The following is an 18,811-nucleotide window of genomic DNA, read 5'->3' as shown; positions in this document are numbered from 1 at the left end:
TTATAATTAAATATTTTAACACTACCGAAACCTTTAAATTAGTCCAGTGAGGCTAAAAAGGTGCAAAAGGGTACAGTGCAGCCGGCCGGGGTTCCCGTGCCGGCTGAGGAAATATGTCGAATTTTGCTTCTCGCCTCTCTGGCGAGAAGCTTTTTTTATGCTCTGAGAAAGATAAACCAAAGGGGAGGTTCTTATTAATGAGAAAAAGGGAAATTCAGGTTGAAGAAAGGTTACCACTGCTGCAGACACTGCCTCTTTCACTGCAGCACCTGTTTGCCATGTTTGGGGCCACTGTACTTGTTCCGTTCATTTTTAAAGTTGACCCGGCAACCATACTGCTGATGAACGGTATCGGCACACTGCTGTATATCTTTTTATGTAAGGGCGGTATACCTGCTTATTTGGGTTCCAGTTTTGCATTTATTTCCCCGGTGATGGTTGTTCTGGGCAGCAAGAGTTATGAAGCCGCGCTGGGCGGATTTATCTGCGTGGGTTTAGTTTTTACACTGGTGGCGTTAATTGTTAAGGCTGCCGGCACCGGGTGGATTGATGTGCTGTTTCCCCCCGCTGCCATGGGAGCCATTGTGGCGGTAATCGGTTTGGAGCTGGCACCGGTGGCAGCACAAATGGCCGGTCTGGTACTGCCTCCCGGCGCGCCGGCAGACGCTGTAAAGGATCCCCAGGCCATTATGGTATCTATGACAACGCTGGCCATTACCGTTTTAGGCTCGGTGTTATTTAGAGGTTTTTTAGCCATTATCCCCATCTTAATCGGTATTTTAAGCGGTTATGCCATATCCTTTGCCATGGGTATGGTAAATACCGCCTCTATCGCTAAAGCCCAGTGGGTAAAAATTCCCACTTTTTACACACCACAATTTGACTGGGAAGCCATTATGATTATCTTACCGGCTGCCCTGGTGGTAATTGCCGAGCACGTGGGGCACCTTTTTGTAAGCAGCAATATTGTGGGCCGGGACCTGGCCAAAAATCCGGGCCTGCATCGTTCCCTGCTGGGTAACGGTTTGTCCACATTGATTTCCGGTTTTGTGGGTTCAACCCCCAACACCACTTACGGTGAAAATATTGGTGTTATGGCCATCACTAAGGTATACAGTGTATGGGTAATTGGTATTGCTGCGGTAATTGCCATTATTCTTTCCTTCTCCGGCAAACTGGCTGCCGCCATCATGAGCATTCCAACACCGGTGATGGGTGGTGTAAGCCTGCTGCTGTTTGGTGTTATCGCCGCCTCCGGTATACGCATGCTGGTTGAAGCGAAGGTGGATTACAGTAAACCCAGAAACTTGGTTTTAACTTCCGTGGTGCTGATTCTCGGCATCAGCGGTGCGGAAGTTACCATGGGAGCGGTAAGTTTAAAAGGTATGGGGTTGGCTACGGTGGTGGCCATTATTTTAAGCCTGGCCTTTAAATTGTTCGATATGTTTGGATTAACAAATGAATAGAAGGTATGCCCCAGGGGCATATCCCTGGGGCATGCTGTGTCCCCCGAAAAATGGTATCTTAATCCTCTTTATCATTTCTCACCTGGCTGTGGAAGATTTCCTCCAGGCTTAAATCTCCTGTCCGCTTGTGTTTCACCCGGGAAATAACCTCGGTCACTCCCCTGGCCTTGGATGCCGCTTCTATGGCCGCCCGTTCCTCCGCCGGATCGTCGGTACGTCCTACTAAAAAAACTTTACCGTCTGCAATTTTAGCCCCGATATTTTTCATGTTCACCCGGGGGTGGGCATTTAATTCCTCGGTAACTTCCATAGCTACACCGCTGTCATTTATCTGGCCGTCTGTGGATACGGTAATACCGTTTTCAATCCGTTTAACACCGGGAACCCGGGATGCGATTTCATTAAGCCTGTTTTTTTCGGCCGCGGTGTCTACAATGCCGGTTAACTGCACTTCACCATCCACCACATCGGCCTGTATCCCGTAACGTTCCATTTCGGGATGGGCATCAATGGCTTCCTGCACCTGCGCTCTCAATTTATTGTCTTTTTTATGCATTTAAATCGCCCCTTTTACCTCAAAATTTAAGGAATGTTTTTTCCCGCTATTATACCCCCGCCGCCGGTTAAATATTTAAGGTAAAAGGTTCATAACATTAAAAGTAACTATTTCCATTGTCAGCAGCAGTTATTTTTTGATACTATGAATTAAGGAGTTAAATCATTATTTTAGCCTCCTTAATTTAATATGCCTGAAGCCCGGTTCTTCAGGCTTTTTTCTTTATTTTATTAATTTTTCATTACTTCAATTTATACTTTTTATTATCTAATTAATGTGTTATACATTACATTAGTATTAACTTTCAAACACCGGGAGGGCAGGAAATGAGTAAATACAGCTCTGTTTTTGACATTGTGGGACCGTCAATGATTGGTCCTTCAAGTTCACATACTGCGGGTGCTGCTAAAATTGGTTTAATGGCCCGAAACATATTTAACGCCCAACCTCAAAACGTTCAAATAATACTTTACGGTTCATTTGCCAAAACATATAAAGGGCACGGTACAGATTTAGCGCTAATTGGGGGGCTGCTGGGCTACAGTGCCGATGACCGGCGAATAGTGAATTCCGCCCAAGATGCTCTCAGGCTGGGCATAAATATCAATTTAACTACCAGTGATGAAGAAACAGACCATCCTAACACAGCAAAGATTATCATGAACAGGGATAACCGCACCTTCGAAATAGTGGGTATATCACCGGGGGGCGGCAGGGCCGAAATTGTGGAAATAAACGGTTTTAAGGTTAAAGCCGCGGCGGATAATAACTTTTTATTGGTATTTCACCACGACAGGTATGGCGTAATAGCTGCGGTGGCCAACCTGCTGGCTTCCCACGGGATTAATATCGGGCACATGGAAGTGGCCAGAAAATCCAAAGGTGCGGAGGCTTTAATGGTAATACAAACTGACCAGCAGGTACCGGATGACATAACCATCGAGTTAAAAGAGTTGGCCCACGTCACCGGTATTGTGGCCTTCAACAAAAACAGCGGAAGGTAGGTAGTTAAAAAAATGCAGTTTACTACTATAGAACAATTGGTTGCTTCAGCTGAAACAAAAAAAGTAAAAATATCCGATATAATGATTGAACAGGAAATGGAAACCAGCGGGCAGGACAAAGATACTTTATATGAAAATATGTTCAAGCACCTGAAGGTGATGGAACAGGCGGTGGAGCGCGGGCTGAAGGAAGATTTAAAATCCCGCAGCGGCCTGGTGGGGGGAGATGCCAGGCTGCTTTCACAATATAATCAAAGCAACAGGTCGCTGGCAGGGAATTTAATTATCCAGGCCATGTCCATGGCCATGGCCACCGCTGAAGTAAACGCCTGCATGGGAGCAGTTGTGGCCACTCCCACCGCCGGTTCCTGCGGGGTGGTTCCCGGCTGTATTTTTGCCGCCGGTTCTCACCTTAAAGCCAGCAGGAAAGACCTGGTGGATGCTCTGTTCGCCGCCGGTGCCGTTGGATTGGTTATTGCCAATAACGCCAGCATAGCCGGTGCAGCAGGGGGATGCCAGGCGGAAATCGGTTCCGCTTCCGCTATGGCGGCAGCGGCAGTGGTACAGCTGGCCGGCGGTACACCCAGGCAGTGCGCCAATGCGGTGGCCATCGTTTTAAAAAGCGTGCTGGGACTGGTATGCGACCCGGTGGCCGGTTTGGTGGAAATTCCCTGCATTAAAAGAAACGCCACCGGCGCATCGCTGGCCATTGTATCTGCCGATATGGCCCTGGCCGGAATAGAAAGCGCCATCCCCTGTGACGAGGTAATTGACGCCATGTACAGGGTAGGACGCTCCATCCCGGTTACACTGCGGGAAACATCCATGGGAGGCCTGGCCACCACAGAAACAGCAAAAAAAATTGAGAAAAAAGTGCTGTAAATGTTACTTCTGCCGCTGTCCAAAAATCTTGGCATTTATCCTTTCCACCAGGTACACGGTGGAAAAGTTGTGATGTATTTGATTAGCCACACTTTCCACCGCACCGTCAAACTGAACCAAGTTACCAGGCAGGATAACTTCAAAGCCATATTCCGATTCCAAATGGGACTTAACTTTACTTAGTATCTGCTCCCTAATCTGTGCATCGCCCAGTTCCTGCCACGCTGCATAGGGATTAACAATATCCTGCCCGGTGACTTCTTTTACCACGTTAAAGAAATATTCTCTAAATTTAACAAATGATGGCTGTCTTTTTTCCAGTACGCCCATATTAACACTCCTTATCCGATAAATATTAAATGTTTAATTTATTCAATAATACAATCCCCGTTCCCTGCCGGTGAACTGGACATTCTTTATTGTCAGAATTGCACAATTTTTCGTTCGCACCGGCAGGAATTTTGTAATCCTTAGACGAATATACATAACCCGAGCGGGCGGTAGTATTTATTATTTTATTAAAAATTTAAAGGAGTGATGCTTTTCTAATGGACTTTATGACTGTTCTTACCAAGGTAAACGATTTTGTTTGGGGCCCATGGATGCTGACTTTCCTGGTGGGCACCGGTATCTTTCTCTCTCTGCGCCTGGGATTTATACAGGTTACCACCTTACCCTACGCGTTAAAGCTGGCATTCTCTAAAAATCAAGATGACAAATCCGGCGGGGATATTTCCCACTTCCAAGCCTTAATGACCGCCCTTGCCGCCACCATCGGTACCGGTAACATTGCCGGCGTGGCCACAGCCTTTGTGCTGGGTGGCCCCGGGGCCATTTTCTGGATGTGGGTTACCGCCTTCTTTGGAATGGCTACCAAGTACGGCGAAGCCATTTTAGCCATTAAATACCGCACCGTTGACGAAAACGGCAACATGGCCGGCGGCCCGATGTACTACATTGAAAAAGGTTTGGGCTGGAAATGGCTGGGCTTAGCCTTTGCCGTGTTTGGTGCCACTGCTGCCTTCGGCATTGGCAACATGGTACAGACAAACTCTGTGGCCGATGTTGTAAATTCCAATTTCGGTGTACCCACCTGGGTAACCGGTTTTGTACTGTCAGCTTTAACCGCCGCTGTTATTTTAGGTGGTATCAAAAGTATCGGCCGGGTTACAGGCTTAATTGTTCCCTTTATGGCTGTTTTCTATGTTGCTGCCGGACTAATTATTCTTTTAACTAATATTGATTCCGTTCCCTCCGCTTTTGCTTTAATCTTCTCCGATGCCTTTACCGGCCAGGCTGTGGCCGGCGGTGCCATCGGTTTAGTGATTCGCTGGGGCGTAGCCCGGGGTGTATTCTCAAACGAGGCCGGTTTAGGTTCCGCTCCCATCGCCGCTGCCGCTGCCAAAACCGACCACCCCGGCCGCCAAGCGCTGGTATCTATGACCGGTACCTTTTTGGATACCATTGTAGTATGTACCATCACCGGCCTGGCTTTAACCATCGCCAATATAAAAGGCGTTGTGGAAGAAGGGTTGGAAGGTGCTACTTTAACCGCCGCCTCCTTTAACGGCCTCCTGCCGGGCGGAATCGGTGCTTATATTGTTACCATCGGCTTAATCTTCTTTGCCTACTCCACCGTGCTGGGCTGGTCTTACTACGGTGAAAAATGCTTCCAGTACATCTTTGGCACCAAAGGCATTGTATTTTACCGCCTGGCCTTCGTGCTGACTGCATTTTGGGGTGCCGTACAAACGCTGGACACCGTTTGGTTTATCGCCGACACTTTAAACGGCTGCATGGCCGTCCCCAACTTAATCGGCCTGCTGCTGCTCTCGGGAGTAATTGTTGCTGAAACCAAGTCCTTTAACGAGCTGCGCAGAAAAGAAGAGGAAACTTCCACCGGTTTAAGCGCTTAACCGCTTGCAAACAGGGGGCACTGCTGCTGCCCCCTGTTTTTATGTTTCATAAACCGCAGCATTTTTTCAAGCTGATAAATTCCTGTGCTAAATAAATCAAACAGCGCATAATTTATAAAAAAACAGCCTGCTGTTTTTACGGGGGGACAGCATAAGGATGATGTCCACCAGCCGGGGAAAAATACTTTTTAGTATTTTACTGCTTCTTGCCGCATCCTTTATAATCAAATTTAACATCTTGAAAACAGTTTCCCGCACCGATTCCGGGCAGATGAAAGCGGTTATTCAATTTTTAGTGCCGGTTAAATTAGTAAAATCATCTTCCACCGTTATTCCCGAATATCCCACACACATGCCCCGCTGGGCATTAACCCAGCAAAATAACCGCCAAATTACTTTAACCATCCGAGAAAATATTCCCTACGGGCAAAAAATAAAATTACTGGCAGCTTATAAGCCCTTTGGCCTGCCCATTACCCTTCATACAACCAAAACGATGTCCAATGATGCGGCACCAAAACTCTTGGGTGCCACTTCCAGAACAGTGCCCACAGATAAACCGGTGGAATTTAAATTCAACACTTTTATAGAACCCGGCAGTTTTATAAAAGCAGCCAAAGCAAGTATCCCGGGCAGCTTTATGCCCGCGGAATTTAATAACACCGGTACAAAGGATTACAGCCGGTGGCTGTTTGTTCCTGAAACTCCCTTATCTCCAAACCAAAGCTTTAAAGTTACATTTAACGAACAGCTAAAAACATTTACCGGCAGACATTTAAAACAGAAAACAGCATGTAAAATAACCGCAGCCGTTAAACCCCGAATTTTGAGCTGCAGTATTACAAACGGCAGCACAAATGTTCCCCTTTATCCGGTATTAAAATTTTCTTATGACCAAACTTTAGACAGCGGATCAGTGATTATAAAGGAAAGTACCACCAACCATGATGTTCCCGGCCGGGTAAAAGCAGTTAAAAATACCATTATCTTTAAACCGTACAACGCCCTTTTACCCGGTACTAAATATAACTTAACAGTTAAAGCAGCCTCCGCAGCTAAAGAGTCCAGCAGGCCGTTTAAAATTTCATTTACCACCAGAACAATGAATAACCAGTACTGGATGGAGGTTAAACTGGGTAATATACACACCGTAACGGTATATAAAGACCGCTGCCCGGTAAGAGTGATGCTGGCCTCCGGCGGGCGTTCCGGCCATGAAACCCCGCCGGGAACTTACTACACCGGTGACCGGGGAAGGAGTTTTTGGGCCGCCAGGTTTGGGGAAGGTGCTGCCTATTGGGTAAGAGTTGCGGGCAGTATATTAATCCATTCCGTTCCTAAAAACAGCCGCTGGCAGACCAAAGAAGAAGAGCATATCAAACTGGGACTGCCTGCCAGTCATGGCTGTATAAGATTGGCAGAACCGGATGCCAAATGGGTGTACGAAAATATTCCCGCCCATACCATGATTATAATTCACGATTAGGTGGTGATAACCTGCCGGGTTATTTTTTTTTTGCTTATTTCCGGCCCCTAAAAAAATTATTACTGGCATTAATATCAAATCTTGCAGTATTATGTAATATTTGCTACCATTATCTTGTGATCTCTTTCTCTTTCCATCATCATCATTTACAGAAAGGAGCAGGAAGTTGTTTAGGAGTTTAAAAGCAAAACTAAGTATCTTCATCGCCGTCATCTCTATATTCAGCATCGGCACACTGACTTTATTATCCACCAATTACATTTCCAAGACGATTATCAATAATTTAAACGCCAGCAACAAAAACCTGAACCTTGCCTTACAGGATAACATTGCGGGATACTTTAACAGTAAGGGCCAGCTGCTGCTGACAATAAGTGCAATGGAACAGGTTAAATCGCTGGATCAGGATAAAATGTCAGCTGTCTTTCGGTCCATGCTGGATGCCGACCCCCATCTCGTAAATGTGTATTTCGGCAGTAAAGAAGGTAAGCTGATAACTGAACCGCCGGCACCAGTACCGCCGGATTATGACCCCCGCAAGCAGGCTTGGTATAAAGAACCAGCAGAAAAAAACAAGCTGGTTTATTCCGATGTTTACATAGACGGGGCTACGCACAAGCCGGTGGTAACAATCTCCTGCCCGCTGCGGGATAAAAGCGGAAATTTTGCCGGTGTACTGGGTATGGACGTATCGCTGAACGAACTTACCGAAGTGGTAAACAAAAACAACCTGGGTGAAAAAGGGTATGTATTTTTAACAGACCGGAAGGGAAAAATCATCGCCCACCCAAATTCGGACTGGGTTGATAACAGCCGCGATTTATCCAACGAAGAATATGTAAAAAAGGCCCTGGCCAACAAATCCGGTACTGCCGAGTTTACCGACAGCAGCGGCAGCAGGCAGATTGTTTACTACTCGCACATACCAATCACCGGCTGGGGGCTGTTTGTGGTCCAAAGTGAAGATGAGGCCTACGGGGTAATTAACGTAATCAAAAAACAAGGGTTAATAATTTCTTTAATAGTTTTAGTTTTTGCGGTCATCCTCGGTGTATTTATCGCCCAAAAACTGGTTGGCTCGCTGAAGTCCATCGAGCAGGGGGCCAATACCATCGCCCAGGGAGACTTAACCCACACTGTTAAAGTAAGCAGCAGCGATGAATTGAGCAGCCTGACTAAATCAATTAACCAGATGACCAATCATTTGAAAGATATTATCGGCAGTGTAAAGTCATCCTCCGATTCCATAACCGACGCCTGTGAAGTGCTGGCGGAAGGAACAAAGCAAACCACTGAGGCGGTGAACAGGACCAGCCAGGAAATCACCCAGGTGGCTGCCACCGTGGAACAAATTTCCGCCTCTTCCAGCGAAATATTTGAGGGGGCGCAAAGGGCTTCAGCAAGTGCCAACAGGGGGCAGGCAATTATTAAGGACGTAGTTTCTTCCATGGAGTCCATAATCAGCGCCACAAAAGAAGTAACAGAGGCCATTACAGAAGTGAATTTAAAGGCCCAGGATATCAGTAAAATAGTTGATTTAATTACCGCCATTGCAGAGCAGACCAATCTGCTGGCTTTAAATGCCGCCATTGAAGCTGCCAGGGCTGGCGAACAGGGACGGGGATTTGCAGTGGTGGCAGATGAAGTTAGGAAGCTGGCCGAACAAACGGCTGATGCCACCCAAAATGTAGCCGGGCTTATTGCCGATATGCAGAAGGGTACCAGCACCGCTGTGGAAAAAATGCAGCAGGGATACAACCTGGTGGAAAGCGGTATGGACAAAGTAAATGAAACCGGTGCAGTCTTTAAAGAAATTTACCATTTGGTTACCAGCCTAACCGAGCAGATAGAACAAGCCACCGCTGCCACCCATGAAGTTGCCACCAGTATACAAAATGTAGCTGCTGCCTCAGAGGAACAAGCGGCCATTACAGATGAATTTAACTCCTCGGTGGAAAAACTAACCCAAATGTCCGCCAACCTGAATGAATTGGTAAGCAAATTTAAAGTATAAAATTTTGGAAGGCTGTCATCCTAACGGGATAACAGCCTTCCTGCCGTTAGCTCAGCAGCTGCATTTTACAATTTTAAAGCCCGCTTCTTCCAAAGCCTTAATAAGATGCCCGGGGTCTTTGGTACCCAGGCGGAGCATCACATGAACCCGTTCCCTGTTCTTTTCCAGCACCGCAATACCAATTACATTTACTTTACAATCTCTCACTATACTTGTAATTTCAGCTATTAATCCCACCCTATCCCGGGATTCGATTACCATCCTGGTTCCTGCTTTTCTAAGGCCCAATATTTTAATCAGCGCTTCAAAAATATCTGTCTGGGTAATGATACCCACTAAAACTTCGTTTTCTTCCACCAGCAGGCAGCTTATTTTATGCTCGCGCATAATTAATGCCGCCTCTTCTATAGTGCAGTATGGATCAACAGTGATGGGATTTTTAATCATTACATCTGAAACCATTAGTTTAGACATTAATCCTCTTATCTCATAAACACTTAAAGTAGTGGCCGGAGAAGGGGATACGGCAAGTAACTCTTTCTCGGTAACCAGGCTCACCAACCTGTTACCCTGGACAACCGGCAGTTCTCTAAACCTATGCTTTTTCATCAGCTCTAAAGCATCTAAAACCGGTGTTTCTTTGGTAATGGTTATCGGAGAAGTGGTCATATGATCAGCCACAAACATTTTTATATACCCCCTCGATTAATGTTACCAGTATTTTATCCCACCACCATTTTTAGTGCAATACTTATATTTTAACTAATTAAATATAAAAGGCGCCATTTAGGACGGCTTTATGTTATAATGGTTTTAAAGAAAGGGGTGTTTGCCGGGATGTTTGATGTTATTTGTTATCGGCTAAAGGGTCACCTGCAGTACCAAAGCGAAATAGTGCCGGCGGGTACGCCTATCAATGAAGCCATTGAAAATATTCAAAACGTAGAAGAAACCTTACGGTTTACGGGTTATTCAAATGAAAAAGAAGCTAAAAAATTTATAGATAAGTTTCAGTCAGACTCTTCCCAGTAAGGGTCTGACTTTTTTATAATTATAATATTTCAGTGGATATGGAAATAATTTCGGCCGTTCCCTGGTTTTCTATAAATTTAGCCACATTACTGAGCATACTTTGAGCATGAGCCGTTTCGTTACTAACACATGCCACCCCAAGGGTTGAACGCTGCCAAATGTCATGCCCGTCAACCTCTGCTATTGATACATTAAACTTTGCTTTTACCCGGTCAATAATACTTTTCAGTACCCTGCGCTTATCTTTAAGAGTACTGGCTTCGCCAACAAAAAGTTCTATTGTTAACGTACCCACCACCATTATTCATGCCTCCCAAAAAATTTTTTAAAAAAATCCCTTATATATTAAAAAACAAAACGGCGACAAGTTTACCCCCTGCCGCCGCTTTTTACTTAGTAGTTGTGAGTACCTATAACAACTTCTTTTTTAAATTTCTTCTCCAACGTGTTTTTCAGCTTTTGTAAATCAATGGGACAGGCTGCTGTTTCAACCGCCTTTACCATACAGGTTGCGATGTGAATAACATCTACATCCCGGCCCTGGGCTCTCAGGTTTTCCATCACCAAAACGGTACGCGGTATCATTAAACCGGGACAATCACCGCAGCTGCTCATAGCCACAATTTCCACTTCATCTTCCTGCTGGTAACGAGCAAACTCCCCAGCCCGATCAGCCAGGGCTTTAAAACACTTAATACAGCCGATACAGCTTATATCACGGATTTTTTTGCAGCTAAATATGGCAATTCCTTTAGACATAAAATCCCCCCCTGATTTGGGGGTATTCTATATTTAATATCATAAATCCTGCTTGATAAACAATTAATTTATTTTAACAATTACTCCGCTGAAATGATATAATGATAAAGCGGCTGTCCCCCGTAATGCACCTCAATTTCCAAATCCAAAAAATCCTCCCGCAGCTTATCTGCAGCCTGTTGGGCTATTTCCCCGGTGAGGTCTTGGCCGTAATATAACGTGACCAGTTCTTCTCCGTCCGATGTCAATTCCTGAACCAGCTGTTTCATCACCGAGTATATGTCATCCCCGCTGGATACCAGCCGGCCGTCTACCAAACCAATAACATCCCCGCTGCTCACAGACCGGCCGCCAATACTTACATCCCGAACGGCTTTTGTTATTTCCCCGGTTCTAACCATTTCCATTGCTTCATTCATACGCTCTTCGTTTTCCTCTAAGCTCCCTTCGGGATTATATACCAGCAGGGCAGACAGCCCCTGGGGTATAGAAACAGTTGGTATTACTGCCACTGACTTTTTAGTCATTGAGGCAGCCTGCCGGGCTGCCATGATTATGTTTTTATTATTGGGCATTATGATTACATTTTTAGACGGCACCTCTTCCACAGCCTGTAAAATATCCTCGGTACTCGGGTTCATGGTCTGGCCGCCGGTAATAACTATGTCCGCACCAATACTTTCCATGATATTAACTATCCCTTCACCCAAAGCCACTGCAATAACAGCTAAAGGTTTGGCTGTTTGCTCCTGCCGCCAATTTTCATTTTGCTCCTGCATGTTGCTGATCCGCAATTTGTGCAGCGAACCGTAATTTAAGCAGGTTTCAATTACCAAACCGGGATGATTGGAATGAATATGTACTTTGGTTACCTGCTCACTGCCCACCACCATTAAACAATCACCATAGGGCTGCAGTTCCCTTTTAATCTGCTCCAGCGGCAGGCCATTACCCTTTAGTAAAAACTCAGTACAATATGTATAAGTTATATCACTTTCCAGTTCCTTGGGAATGTATTCTGCCAGGCGCTTCTTCTGACTGGCGGTAAAATCATCAAGTAATCCAATTTGCTCCACTTTTCTCAGGGTATAAAGTATGCCCTGTAAAATAACCACCCAGCCCTTACCGCCGGCATCAACCACTCCCGCTTCCTTCAGCACCGGCAGTTGATCCGGAGTGGCTTCCAGGGCTTTGCGAGCCTGACGGGAAACAGCAACCATAAAACGCGTTAACTCGGGACTGCGCTCAGCAGCATGGTGAGCCGCCTCGGCACTCTTTCTTAATACAGTTAAAATAGTACCCTCCACAGGCTCGGAAACAGCCTGGTAAGACAATTTAGCCCCTTCCTCAATGGCTTTGGCCAAATCTTTGGCATCCGCCTTGGTCTTTCCGCTTAAGGCATTGGCAAAGCCCCTTACCACCTGGGACAATATTACACCGGAGTTGCCCCGGGCACCCATTAAACAGCCATTTGCTGCCGCTTTAATTACTTTATCCAAATCGTTACCGTCAACCCGCTGTGCTGCTTTGGTACCTTCCAGCAGTGTTAGGTACATATTGGTACCGGTATCGCCATCGGGCACCGGAAATACATTTAATGCGTCTATTTCTGTTTTTAATTTTGCTAAAAAATTTACACAGCCCATTAATATAAACTTTAGTCCCGTACCATCTAAGTTATATATACCCAAAATAGCGTTCCCCCAACTACTAAAATTACTCTAACCATAATATACTTCTAGATAATAGTTCCGTTTCCTGCTATGAACCAATATTTTAAATTATTTATAATGTTTCAACCCCACGCATTCTATTTATGGCAGAACAAATTTCATGTTTCCTGGGTAAAGCCAGGTTTCCCGGGTGCTGCCCTTTAAACGGTGAAATAACATCCAACCCAAACTGCTTAATGTCATTTAACACACTGTCCACCACTTCTGCCAATGTAAGTTTCCCGTTGAAATAATGCTTGGCAGCATATCTAATGATTTCCGCTATGGCATTAGTTTGGCTGTCATCCACAAGCTGCTCAACGTAGTGTAAGTTAATATCCTTCCGCCCGTATTGAATTTGATACAGCCCCCTGGCTTTAACCTTATCCCTATTATTCAGCTTAAATCCGGCGGGGTTAAATATACGCCGGGTTATACTAAACTCATTGCTTACTTCTCGCCGGCGGGTATCCATACTTTGGGCAGCAATTTCCTTAGCTTCCTTTGTAACATCTTTTACCGTATAGTTTTCCATTTTAATAACACAATCTGCCACCGTAAAATAATCCCCTGAGCCGCCAACCACCAGTATGCTGGAAACGGCATATTTATCATATAATTCCCGCACCCGGTCTATAAACGGAGTAATGGGCTCCTGTTCCTTTGACACCAGCTTCTGCATCCGCCCATCGCGAATCATAAAATTTGTGGCACTGGTATCCTCATCCAGCAGCAGCAGGCTTGTACCTACCTCCAGCGCTTCAACTATATTGGCCGCCTGAGATGTACTGCCGCTGGCATTCTCCGTGGAAAATTTCTCGGTATCCTGTTGGAAAGGTAAGTTATTAATAAAACCGCTGATGTTTACTCCCTGAACACTGCGGCCATCTTCCGCCCGAATTTTCACCGCATCGGGAACAGTTACCACAAACTCCCTTCCATCCCCGGGAATGTGATGATAAACTCCCCGTTCAATGGCTCTCAACAGCGTTGACTTGCCGTGATAACCGCCTCCTACTATTAATGTTACCCCCTTGGGAATACCCATACCGGTTACCCGGCCGTTGTTGGGCAGCTCAAAGGTAACCTCTAAACTTTTGGGAGCCCGGAAGGGAATTACATTTTTACCTGTTAGCGGTTTATCGCTGACGCCGCTCTCCCGGGGAAGTATGGAACCATTGGCCACAAAGGCCACCAAGCCCTGCTCCAGCAGCTTGGACTGGAGATAAGCCTGGTCCTCCACTAATTCAATATGCCGCTGCAGCTGTTTTTGATGCAAATTTTTATAGTAAAGCGACCGGCTGACAATTTCACTCATCTGATCAAAGAAAATACTGATCGCTTCTTTAGCCATAATTGTTCTACCCCTGGCCGGCAGTCCGATGGCCAGCCGCGCTTCTACAAACCGGTCATTAACTACCATAGCGGTACGCTCCAGTATCTCCTGGCCGCACCGGTCAATTGATATTATACCGCTTTTGCCGCTGCCTGTTTTACCTTGAGATATTACCGATATGCTGCGGGCAAACTGCCTGGTTAAATAATCTTGTAAAGCTGCCCGGCGATGATAATTTTTAAACAAATGCCCCGGGAACCCGGCCATATCCTGAGGCACCCTAACCCTTATCCTGGAAGGCGGCGCAAAGGGATCGCTCTGCACATGGTCAATAAACAATTGAAAATGCGGGAACCGGTACATTCCGGCAATGGATTTGTATGCCTTGTAACCCCTGCCGTCAATACTGCTTAACTTGGATTTCAAATCCCTGTCAGTGAACATAAATAATAACCCTCCATTAGCAACTGTAAAGTATAATATCATATATTTAGAGTTTATCACCAGGCAAAAATTTCAAAAAATACGGTAAGAGCCCTGAACAAACAAAAGCATCACCTACCGCATTAATTTATATTTTAACATTACTGCCAGTAAGGCCTAAAGTAGCGGACCTTCGGTTTAAGGGGTTTAATTACCGCAAAGAAAAAAGCAACAGCACTGATAACATACCAGGCCATACTCCCTAACCCGTCGCCAAAGAACCAAATGGAGGTGGGAAAAGGAATAATTTCCACAAAGTAATACCTTTGTATCATCCCCAGTGCCAGTACGTGCAGCGCCATCTCCACAACCGCTTCTTTATACATGGCAACAAAATAATCCATTAATTTTTCATTACCCTGTTTTTGATAGGCGGCATAAATACCCTTGGCCCCGACATCGGATGCATCTTTAGAAAGCTGGTTATACTTTTTAATTTCCGCCATCAATTCATCTTTCCGCTTTTGCTGAGACAGCCGGGCACTAATAATTACCACCAGGGTGGTTACAGCAAAGGCCAGCAGACTAACAATTAAAGCAGCTTTTAAATTTATTATCACCACTACCTTTCTAAAACAACTACTGCATTAATATATAATTCTTTTAATAACAGGTCAATATTCTTTATTTTAAACGGCATGAAAAAATCACCGGCAGTTACTCCGGTGATTTTTTATATCGTATTAATTATTACTTAGATGGGAATACCCAGTGCAGCCCATACACCCATAAAACGCAGACCGTAGAAGAATAATATTGCAGCCAGGAACATCCTGAGATATTTTTCTTTATAATATTTTTGAGTAACCGGGCCCACGAAAGAACCAATGGCAATACCCACCAGCATAACTCCCATGAACATCAGATCGGGTTGAGCACCCTTTGCCAGATAGCTGATAATGGCAATTACTGAGTTAACAAGTACAATGGTTATTGAGGTTCCGCTTACAACGAACATTGGCAGTACAAATATTGAGGACAGGTATGGTACCAGCAGGAACCCGCCGCCTAAACCAAACATAGAAGCGATAATGGCAATGAAGAAACCACCCAGTGCTGCCGCCATAGGATTAATGGAGAATTCTTCGCCCCAGAAGGTAAATTTTAAACCGGAAATACTGAAGTTGTTAACTTTGAAACCCTCTGCTGCTAACTCATCCCAGTTACCGGATTTCTTAAGTTCTTTAACTTTTTCTTCAAATTTTTTGGAGATGTTTTTTAACTTTTGTTTTTTATTGCGGGCATAATCTGTTGTTTCATAGAATAACCTGATACCGATCAGGAAGGTTACTACACCGAACCAAAACTTATATGCTTTCATTGACATTGGAATCATGGGACCAATTACAGCACCGGCAACAACACCTACTGCAACACACAGCGCCAGGGGAATGGCCACCCTTTTCTCTTTAAAGTACCGGGGTACTGCAATGAGCGGTGAAAAAATTACAGCCATCAGGTTATGAACCTTTAAGGTATTTTTAGCGGCTGCTTTAGCTTCAGATTCTGCCATACCTGTAGTTATTAAATGTTTAATCATGGCCTTGTCAAATTTAAATAACACAGTTTGACCAATAAAGGTAAGAACGGCCCCCGCAGCACCTACGGTAGAAAAAACATAACCAACAATGATACCCCAAAACAGAATGCCAAATGGGTTGGCATCTAAACCATAAGCAAACTCCACAGTAAGTCCCTCCTCTTGATTTTGTACCACAGCTCTTTATCACTTATAATAATTGCCTTATATTTAAAATAAAAGCTCGATTGTGCAAGTTATATTTATTGCAAATTAACCGATAAAAAAAATTCTTACACCTCCTTTTCAGCCGCTAATATAATCTCAGCACTAAAAAACACACCACACCACCTTTCACTTCCTGTTGTTTTCACCTGGAGAAATTTAATTTTTACCAGAAAAATGTATACATTATGTAGGATAGTATAATTTTTCACTATTAAGATAATTAAAACCCATCGTTCATTAATTAGTTTATCACACTATTATTTGGCGATATGTCTTGACAGCGACAGGGGATTTGTCTTTATTAAGACATTGTAATTGTCGCGTGTAAGACAATGGGGTTATGATTTTGTAATTTAAAAAATTAAAAACCAGCTTATACTACAAGCTGGTTAATATTACATTTTATATTTATCAATAGCCGCCATAACATAATTTTTTATACGCTGAGAGTTGGAAAGGGCCAACGTCTTAGATGCTATTCGAAGACAATTTTCTTTGCTTACACTCTTTTCCAATGCAGATATACTGGAAAGTATGCCGGCCCTTACAGCTATACTTTTAATTCCCATTCCTTTCAAAATGGGTACAGCATAATCAGTTTCGGCTAACCTGCCGCAAACAGACAGCTTTATGCGTCCACCGGGCCTGGCAGTCATTATCTGTTTTATTGTGCGCAGCACAGCCGGGTGCAGTGGGTCTTTAAGAGTTTCTAAAGTATCGTTACCGGCATTAATAACCATGAGATTCTGCAGCAGCCTGTCTGAATCAATGATATAAAAATTAACCTCATGGATGAGCATATCTAAACACATAACCACTGCCGGTATTTCAATCATTATTCCCATAAGAGCACGCTTATTATATTTGATATTTTGTTCTTCAAGCTGCTTTTTTACCAGTTCCAGCTGTTTTTTAGCCCATTTAAACTCCTCTGCATCAGATATACCCGGCAGAGCAATATTTACATTTCCATTTACACCGGCCCTTAAGATAGCTCGCAGCTGGGTTTGAAAAATATCCGGGTAAACCATACTAAAGCGAATACCCCACCGCCCCGTCTTTTGTTCATCAGAAAAACCACTAAAGGTACGTATGGTAACAGGCCGGTTACCGGCTATTTTAACAGCTTCACGGTAAAGCATAAATTGCTCTTCTTCAGAACAGTTTCGGGCATTTTGGTATAAACACTCTGTTCGTAAAATTCCAATACCCTGGGCACCGTTATCAATGGCCTCTTTAAGTTGATCTAAACTGCTGACATCGGCATATATAAGCAGGGATTCAGCCATTTTACTATCCATATAAAATAATCACCCCGAAATATATGTGCATTATAAATTAACAAGCTACACTATATCAAATAGATAGATATTTTTCCACCGTTTTTTATTAAATTTTCTGCTTTTCGGGGTGCATTTCATGGGCTGGATATACGCGCTCAAATTTTAAGTTTCAATTTCCCACCATCTGACATCAAAAGCAGCGGTATCGGTTTCAGCTCCCTGGTTTAAAAATTGAATTACACAGTTGTGCCCCGGCGGAAGGGTAAGCGCCCCTTTAAATTCCATGAAAAAAGGCTGCTTTTGTATACAATAATAAAGTGCTGTTCCTCCTGAAACGGGGTTGGTGGCAACATTAAAAGCGGACCGAACGGTTAAGGCACTATTATCAGAAAAAGCAGGATTGTTATTGCGCGGGGTGAGGGTACCTGTATCGGAAAATGAAGTTACATCTTTATATACGCTGACGCTTATAGTCCTGCGCACTTCTCCGAAAACACAAGTAAACTGTGCCGTTATTCCGGAACCGGAAGGATTATTAAAATAAAAATCCGCATATTTATTAGCGTCTATTGTTACACTGCCTGAATAAGTAGAGTAAAGCTTTCCTGCGAGAGAGGCGTTTCCCTCAGGATATCCCGTTCCTATGGTTTTGAGGTCAAAAACATTAACCGGTTCAGAAAATAAAGGCTGCCTTCTATCATTAAAAACATTATTATTTAAACGATACATGTTATCTTCAGTTAATGCCGTTTTCCCTAACAACCGGTACAATCTATCCTGGTATTCCAGGTTTTCAGATATTTTTTCATTCAGCTGGTTTAAAAGTTTATTCTGCATATTTAGACTGTGGTTTATTTTATACAGAACCTTTATCAGCTTATCTTTTTCATTCATAAACCATCTCTCCAAATCAATATTATACATATATAATATGAAGCCAGATATATTTTGACATAAAAATTCTCAAAAAATAATTTTGGCCCGGCAGACCTATGCCAGGCAAACTATTAAAAGCCCTGGGATTTTTACATCTCAGGGCTTTATAAAAATTAATTCTGGCAGCGACCTACTCTCCCAGGGGTCAACCCCCAAGTACCATCGGCCCTGCAGAGCTTAACTTCCGTGTTCGGTATGG

The 18,811-nt window shown here is 44.2% G+C and carries 18 protein-coding genes and 1 rRNA gene; 7 read left to right on the top strand and 12 right to left on the bottom strand.

All coding sequences use genetic code 11. From position 1 onward, the window contains the following. Positions 1-197: 197 nt before the first annotated feature. Entirely contained in the window at positions 198-1,466 is a 1,269-nt protein-coding gene (uraA, locus tag JOC37_RS08805; RefSeq protein ID WP_204618105.1) for a uracil permease, read from the top strand. A gap of 58 nt (positions 1,467-1,524) precedes the next feature. On the opposite strand, the gene JOC37_RS08800 is transcribed toward uraA, so the two are convergent. Then, complete coding sequence (locus JOC37_RS08800; protein ID WP_204618103.1) at positions 1,525-2,022, bottom strand: BON domain-containing protein; 498 nt, start codon at positions 2,020-2,022, stop codon at positions 1,525-1,527. Between the two features lie 326 nt (positions 2,023-2,348). Between JOC37_RS08800 and sdaAB the strand changes: the two genes are divergently transcribed. Further along, positions 2,349-3,026, top strand: coding sequence for an L-serine ammonia-lyase, iron-sulfur-dependent subunit beta (gene sdaAB, locus JOC37_RS08795; RefSeq protein ID WP_204618101.1), 678 nt, complete (start codon positions 2,349-2,351; stop codon positions 3,024-3,026). A gap of 12 nt (positions 3,027-3,038) precedes the next feature. Further along, the gene (sdaAA, locus tag JOC37_RS08790; protein ID WP_204618099.1) at positions 3,039-3,908 is read left to right on the top strand and encodes an L-serine ammonia-lyase, iron-sulfur-dependent, subunit alpha; all 870 of its coding nucleotides are present in this window, start codon (positions 3,039-3,041) and stop codon (positions 3,906-3,908) included. A gap of 3 nt (positions 3,909-3,911) precedes the next feature. Here the strand turns inward: sdaAA and JOC37_RS08785 are convergent, their stop codons facing one another. Continuing rightward, the gene (locus JOC37_RS08785) at positions 3,912-4,238 is read right to left on the bottom strand and encodes a hypothetical protein (protein ID WP_204618097.1); all 327 of its coding nucleotides are present in this window, start codon (positions 4,236-4,238) and stop codon (positions 3,912-3,914) included. A gap of 218 nt (positions 4,239-4,456) precedes the next feature. On the opposite strand from JOC37_RS08785, the gene JOC37_RS08780 reads away from it, so the two are divergent. The 3 genes from JOC37_RS08780 to JOC37_RS08770 all read left to right on the top strand — a co-directional run bounded on the left by JOC37_RS08780 (position 4,457) and on the right by JOC37_RS08770 (position 9,324). Next, positions 4,457-5,824: an alanine/glycine:cation symporter family protein gene (locus JOC37_RS08780; RefSeq protein ID WP_204618095.1), complete on the top strand. Its 1,368-nt coding sequence runs from the start codon at positions 4,457-4,459 to the stop codon at positions 5,822-5,824. A gap of 157 nt (positions 5,825-5,981) precedes the next feature. Then, the gene (locus JOC37_RS08775) at positions 5,982-7,310 is read left to right on the top strand and encodes a L,D-transpeptidase family protein (RefSeq protein WP_204618093.1); all 1,329 of its coding nucleotides are present in this window, start codon (positions 5,982-5,984) and stop codon (positions 7,308-7,310) included. A 166-nt stretch (positions 7,311-7,476) separates the two neighbouring features. Next, on the top strand, positions 7,477-9,324 hold the full coding sequence (locus JOC37_RS08770) for a methyl-accepting chemotaxis protein (protein WP_204618092.1): 1,848 nt from the start codon (positions 7,477-7,479) through the stop codon (positions 9,322-9,324). 51 nt (positions 9,325-9,375) lie between these two features. On the opposite strand, the gene JOC37_RS08765 is transcribed toward JOC37_RS08770, so the two are convergent. Further along, the gene (locus JOC37_RS08765) at positions 9,376-10,011 is read right to left on the bottom strand and encodes a CBS and ACT domain-containing protein (protein ID WP_204618090.1); all 636 of its coding nucleotides are present in this window, start codon (positions 10,009-10,011) and stop codon (positions 9,376-9,378) included. A 150-nt stretch (positions 10,012-10,161) separates the two neighbouring features. On the opposite strand from JOC37_RS08765, the gene JOC37_RS08760 reads away from it, so the two are divergent. Continuing rightward, entirely contained in the window at positions 10,162-10,356 is a 195-nt protein-coding gene (locus JOC37_RS08760; RefSeq protein ID WP_204618088.1) for a hypothetical protein, read from the top strand. A 19-nt stretch (positions 10,357-10,375) separates the two neighbouring features. Here the strand turns inward: JOC37_RS08760 and JOC37_RS08755 are convergent, their stop codons facing one another. The 9 genes from JOC37_RS08755 to rrf form a co-directional block, all read right to left on the bottom strand. Continuing rightward, the gene (locus tag JOC37_RS08755) at positions 10,376-10,657 is read right to left on the bottom strand and encodes a DUF503 domain-containing protein (RefSeq protein WP_204618087.1); all 282 of its coding nucleotides are present in this window, start codon (positions 10,655-10,657) and stop codon (positions 10,376-10,378) included. Between the two features lie 92 nt (positions 10,658-10,749). After that, the gene (locus JOC37_RS08750; RefSeq protein WP_204618085.1) at positions 10,750-11,115 is read right to left on the bottom strand and encodes a CGGC domain-containing protein; all 366 of its coding nucleotides are present in this window, start codon (positions 11,113-11,115) and stop codon (positions 10,750-10,752) included. 80 nt (positions 11,116-11,195) lie between these two features. Next, a complete protein-coding gene (locus tag JOC37_RS08745; protein ID WP_204618083.1) occupies positions 11,196-12,806 on the bottom strand; it encodes a DAK2 domain-containing protein in 1,611 nt (536 codons plus the stop codon). Between the two features lie 94 nt (positions 12,807-12,900). Next, positions 12,901-14,607: an ABC-ATPase domain-containing protein gene (locus JOC37_RS08740; protein ID WP_204618081.1), complete on the bottom strand. Its 1,707-nt coding sequence runs from the start codon at positions 14,605-14,607 to the stop codon at positions 12,901-12,903. A 140-nt stretch (positions 14,608-14,747) separates the two neighbouring features. After that, positions 14,748-15,206 (bottom strand): hypothetical protein, encoded by a 459-nt coding sequence (locus JOC37_RS08735; RefSeq protein ID WP_204618079.1) that lies wholly within the window; start codon positions 15,204-15,206, stop codon positions 14,748-14,750. Positions 15,207-15,340: 134 nt separating this feature from the next. Then, positions 15,341-16,333: a TSUP family transporter gene (locus tag JOC37_RS08730; protein WP_204618078.1), complete on the bottom strand. Its 993-nt coding sequence runs from the start codon at positions 16,331-16,333 to the stop codon at positions 15,341-15,343. A gap of 455 nt (positions 16,334-16,788) precedes the next feature. Then, a complete protein-coding gene (locus JOC37_RS08725) occupies positions 16,789-17,694 on the bottom strand; it encodes a putative PEP-binding protein (protein WP_204618076.1) in 906 nt (301 codons plus the stop codon). A gap of 144 nt (positions 17,695-17,838) precedes the next feature. Beyond that, complete coding sequence (locus JOC37_RS08720; RefSeq protein WP_204618074.1) at positions 17,839-18,570, bottom strand: hypothetical protein; 732 nt, start codon at positions 18,568-18,570, stop codon at positions 17,839-17,841. Positions 18,571-18,729: 159 nt separating this feature from the next. Further along, positions 18,730-18,811: ribosomal RNA gene (gene rrf / locus JOC37_RS08715) — 5S ribosomal RNA — on the bottom strand; the annotation flags it as partial.

Origin of the sequence: Desulforadius tongensis (assembly GCF_016907915.1) — a bacterium.
In the GTDB taxonomy this organism is placed as follows: domain Bacteria; phylum Bacillota; class Desulfotomaculia; order Desulfotomaculales; family Desulfohalotomaculaceae; genus Desulforadius; species Desulforadius tongensis.
This window is presented reverse-complemented; position numbering and strand designations above follow the sequence as displayed.

Coding starts and splice junctions, on each gene's coding strand:
- JOC37_RS08755 (WP_204618087.1), bottom strand. CDS start 10,657: ATGGTGGTGGGTACGTTAACAATAGAACTTTTTGTTGGCGAAGCCAGT.
- sdaAB (WP_204618101.1), top strand. CDS start 2,349: ATGAGTAAATACAGCTCTGTTTTTGACATTGTGGGACCGTCAATGATT.
- uraA (WP_204618105.1), top strand. CDS start 198: ATGAGAAAAAGGGAAATTCAGGTTGAAGAAAGGTTACCACTGCTGCAG.
- JOC37_RS08775 (WP_204618093.1), top strand. CDS start 5,982: ATGATGTCCACCAGCCGGGGAAAAATACTTTTTAGTATTTTACTGCTT.
- JOC37_RS08740 (WP_204618081.1), bottom strand. CDS start 14,607: ATGTTCACTGACAGGGATTTGAAATCCAAGTTAAGCAGTATTGACGGC.
- JOC37_RS08725 (WP_204618076.1), bottom strand. CDS start 17,694: ATGGATAGTAAAATGGCTGAATCCCTGCTTATATATGCCGATGTCAGC.
- sdaAA (WP_204618099.1), top strand. CDS start 3,039: ATGCAGTTTACTACTATAGAACAATTGGTTGCTTCAGCTGAAACAAAA.
- JOC37_RS08720 (WP_204618074.1), bottom strand. CDS start 18,570: ATGAATGAAAAAGATAAGCTGATAAAGGTTCTGTATAAAATAAACCAC.
- JOC37_RS08765 (WP_204618090.1), bottom strand. CDS start 10,011: ATGTTTGTGGCTGATCATATGACCACTTCTCCGATAACCATTACCAAA.
- JOC37_RS08750 (WP_204618085.1), bottom strand. CDS start 11,115: ATGTCTAAAGGAATTGCCATATTTAGCTGCAAAAAAATCCGTGATATA.
- JOC37_RS08760 (WP_204618088.1), top strand. CDS start 10,162: ATGTTTGATGTTATTTGTTATCGGCTAAAGGGTCACCTGCAGTACCAA.
- JOC37_RS08800 (WP_204618103.1), bottom strand. CDS start 2,022: ATGCATAAAAAAGACAATAAATTGAGAGCGCAGGTGCAGGAAGCCATT.
- JOC37_RS08785 (WP_204618097.1), bottom strand. CDS start 4,238: ATGGGCGTACTGGAAAAAAGACAGCCATCATTTGTTAAATTTAGAGAA.
- JOC37_RS08780 (WP_204618095.1), top strand. CDS start 4,457: ATGGACTTTATGACTGTTCTTACCAAGGTAAACGATTTTGTTTGGGGC.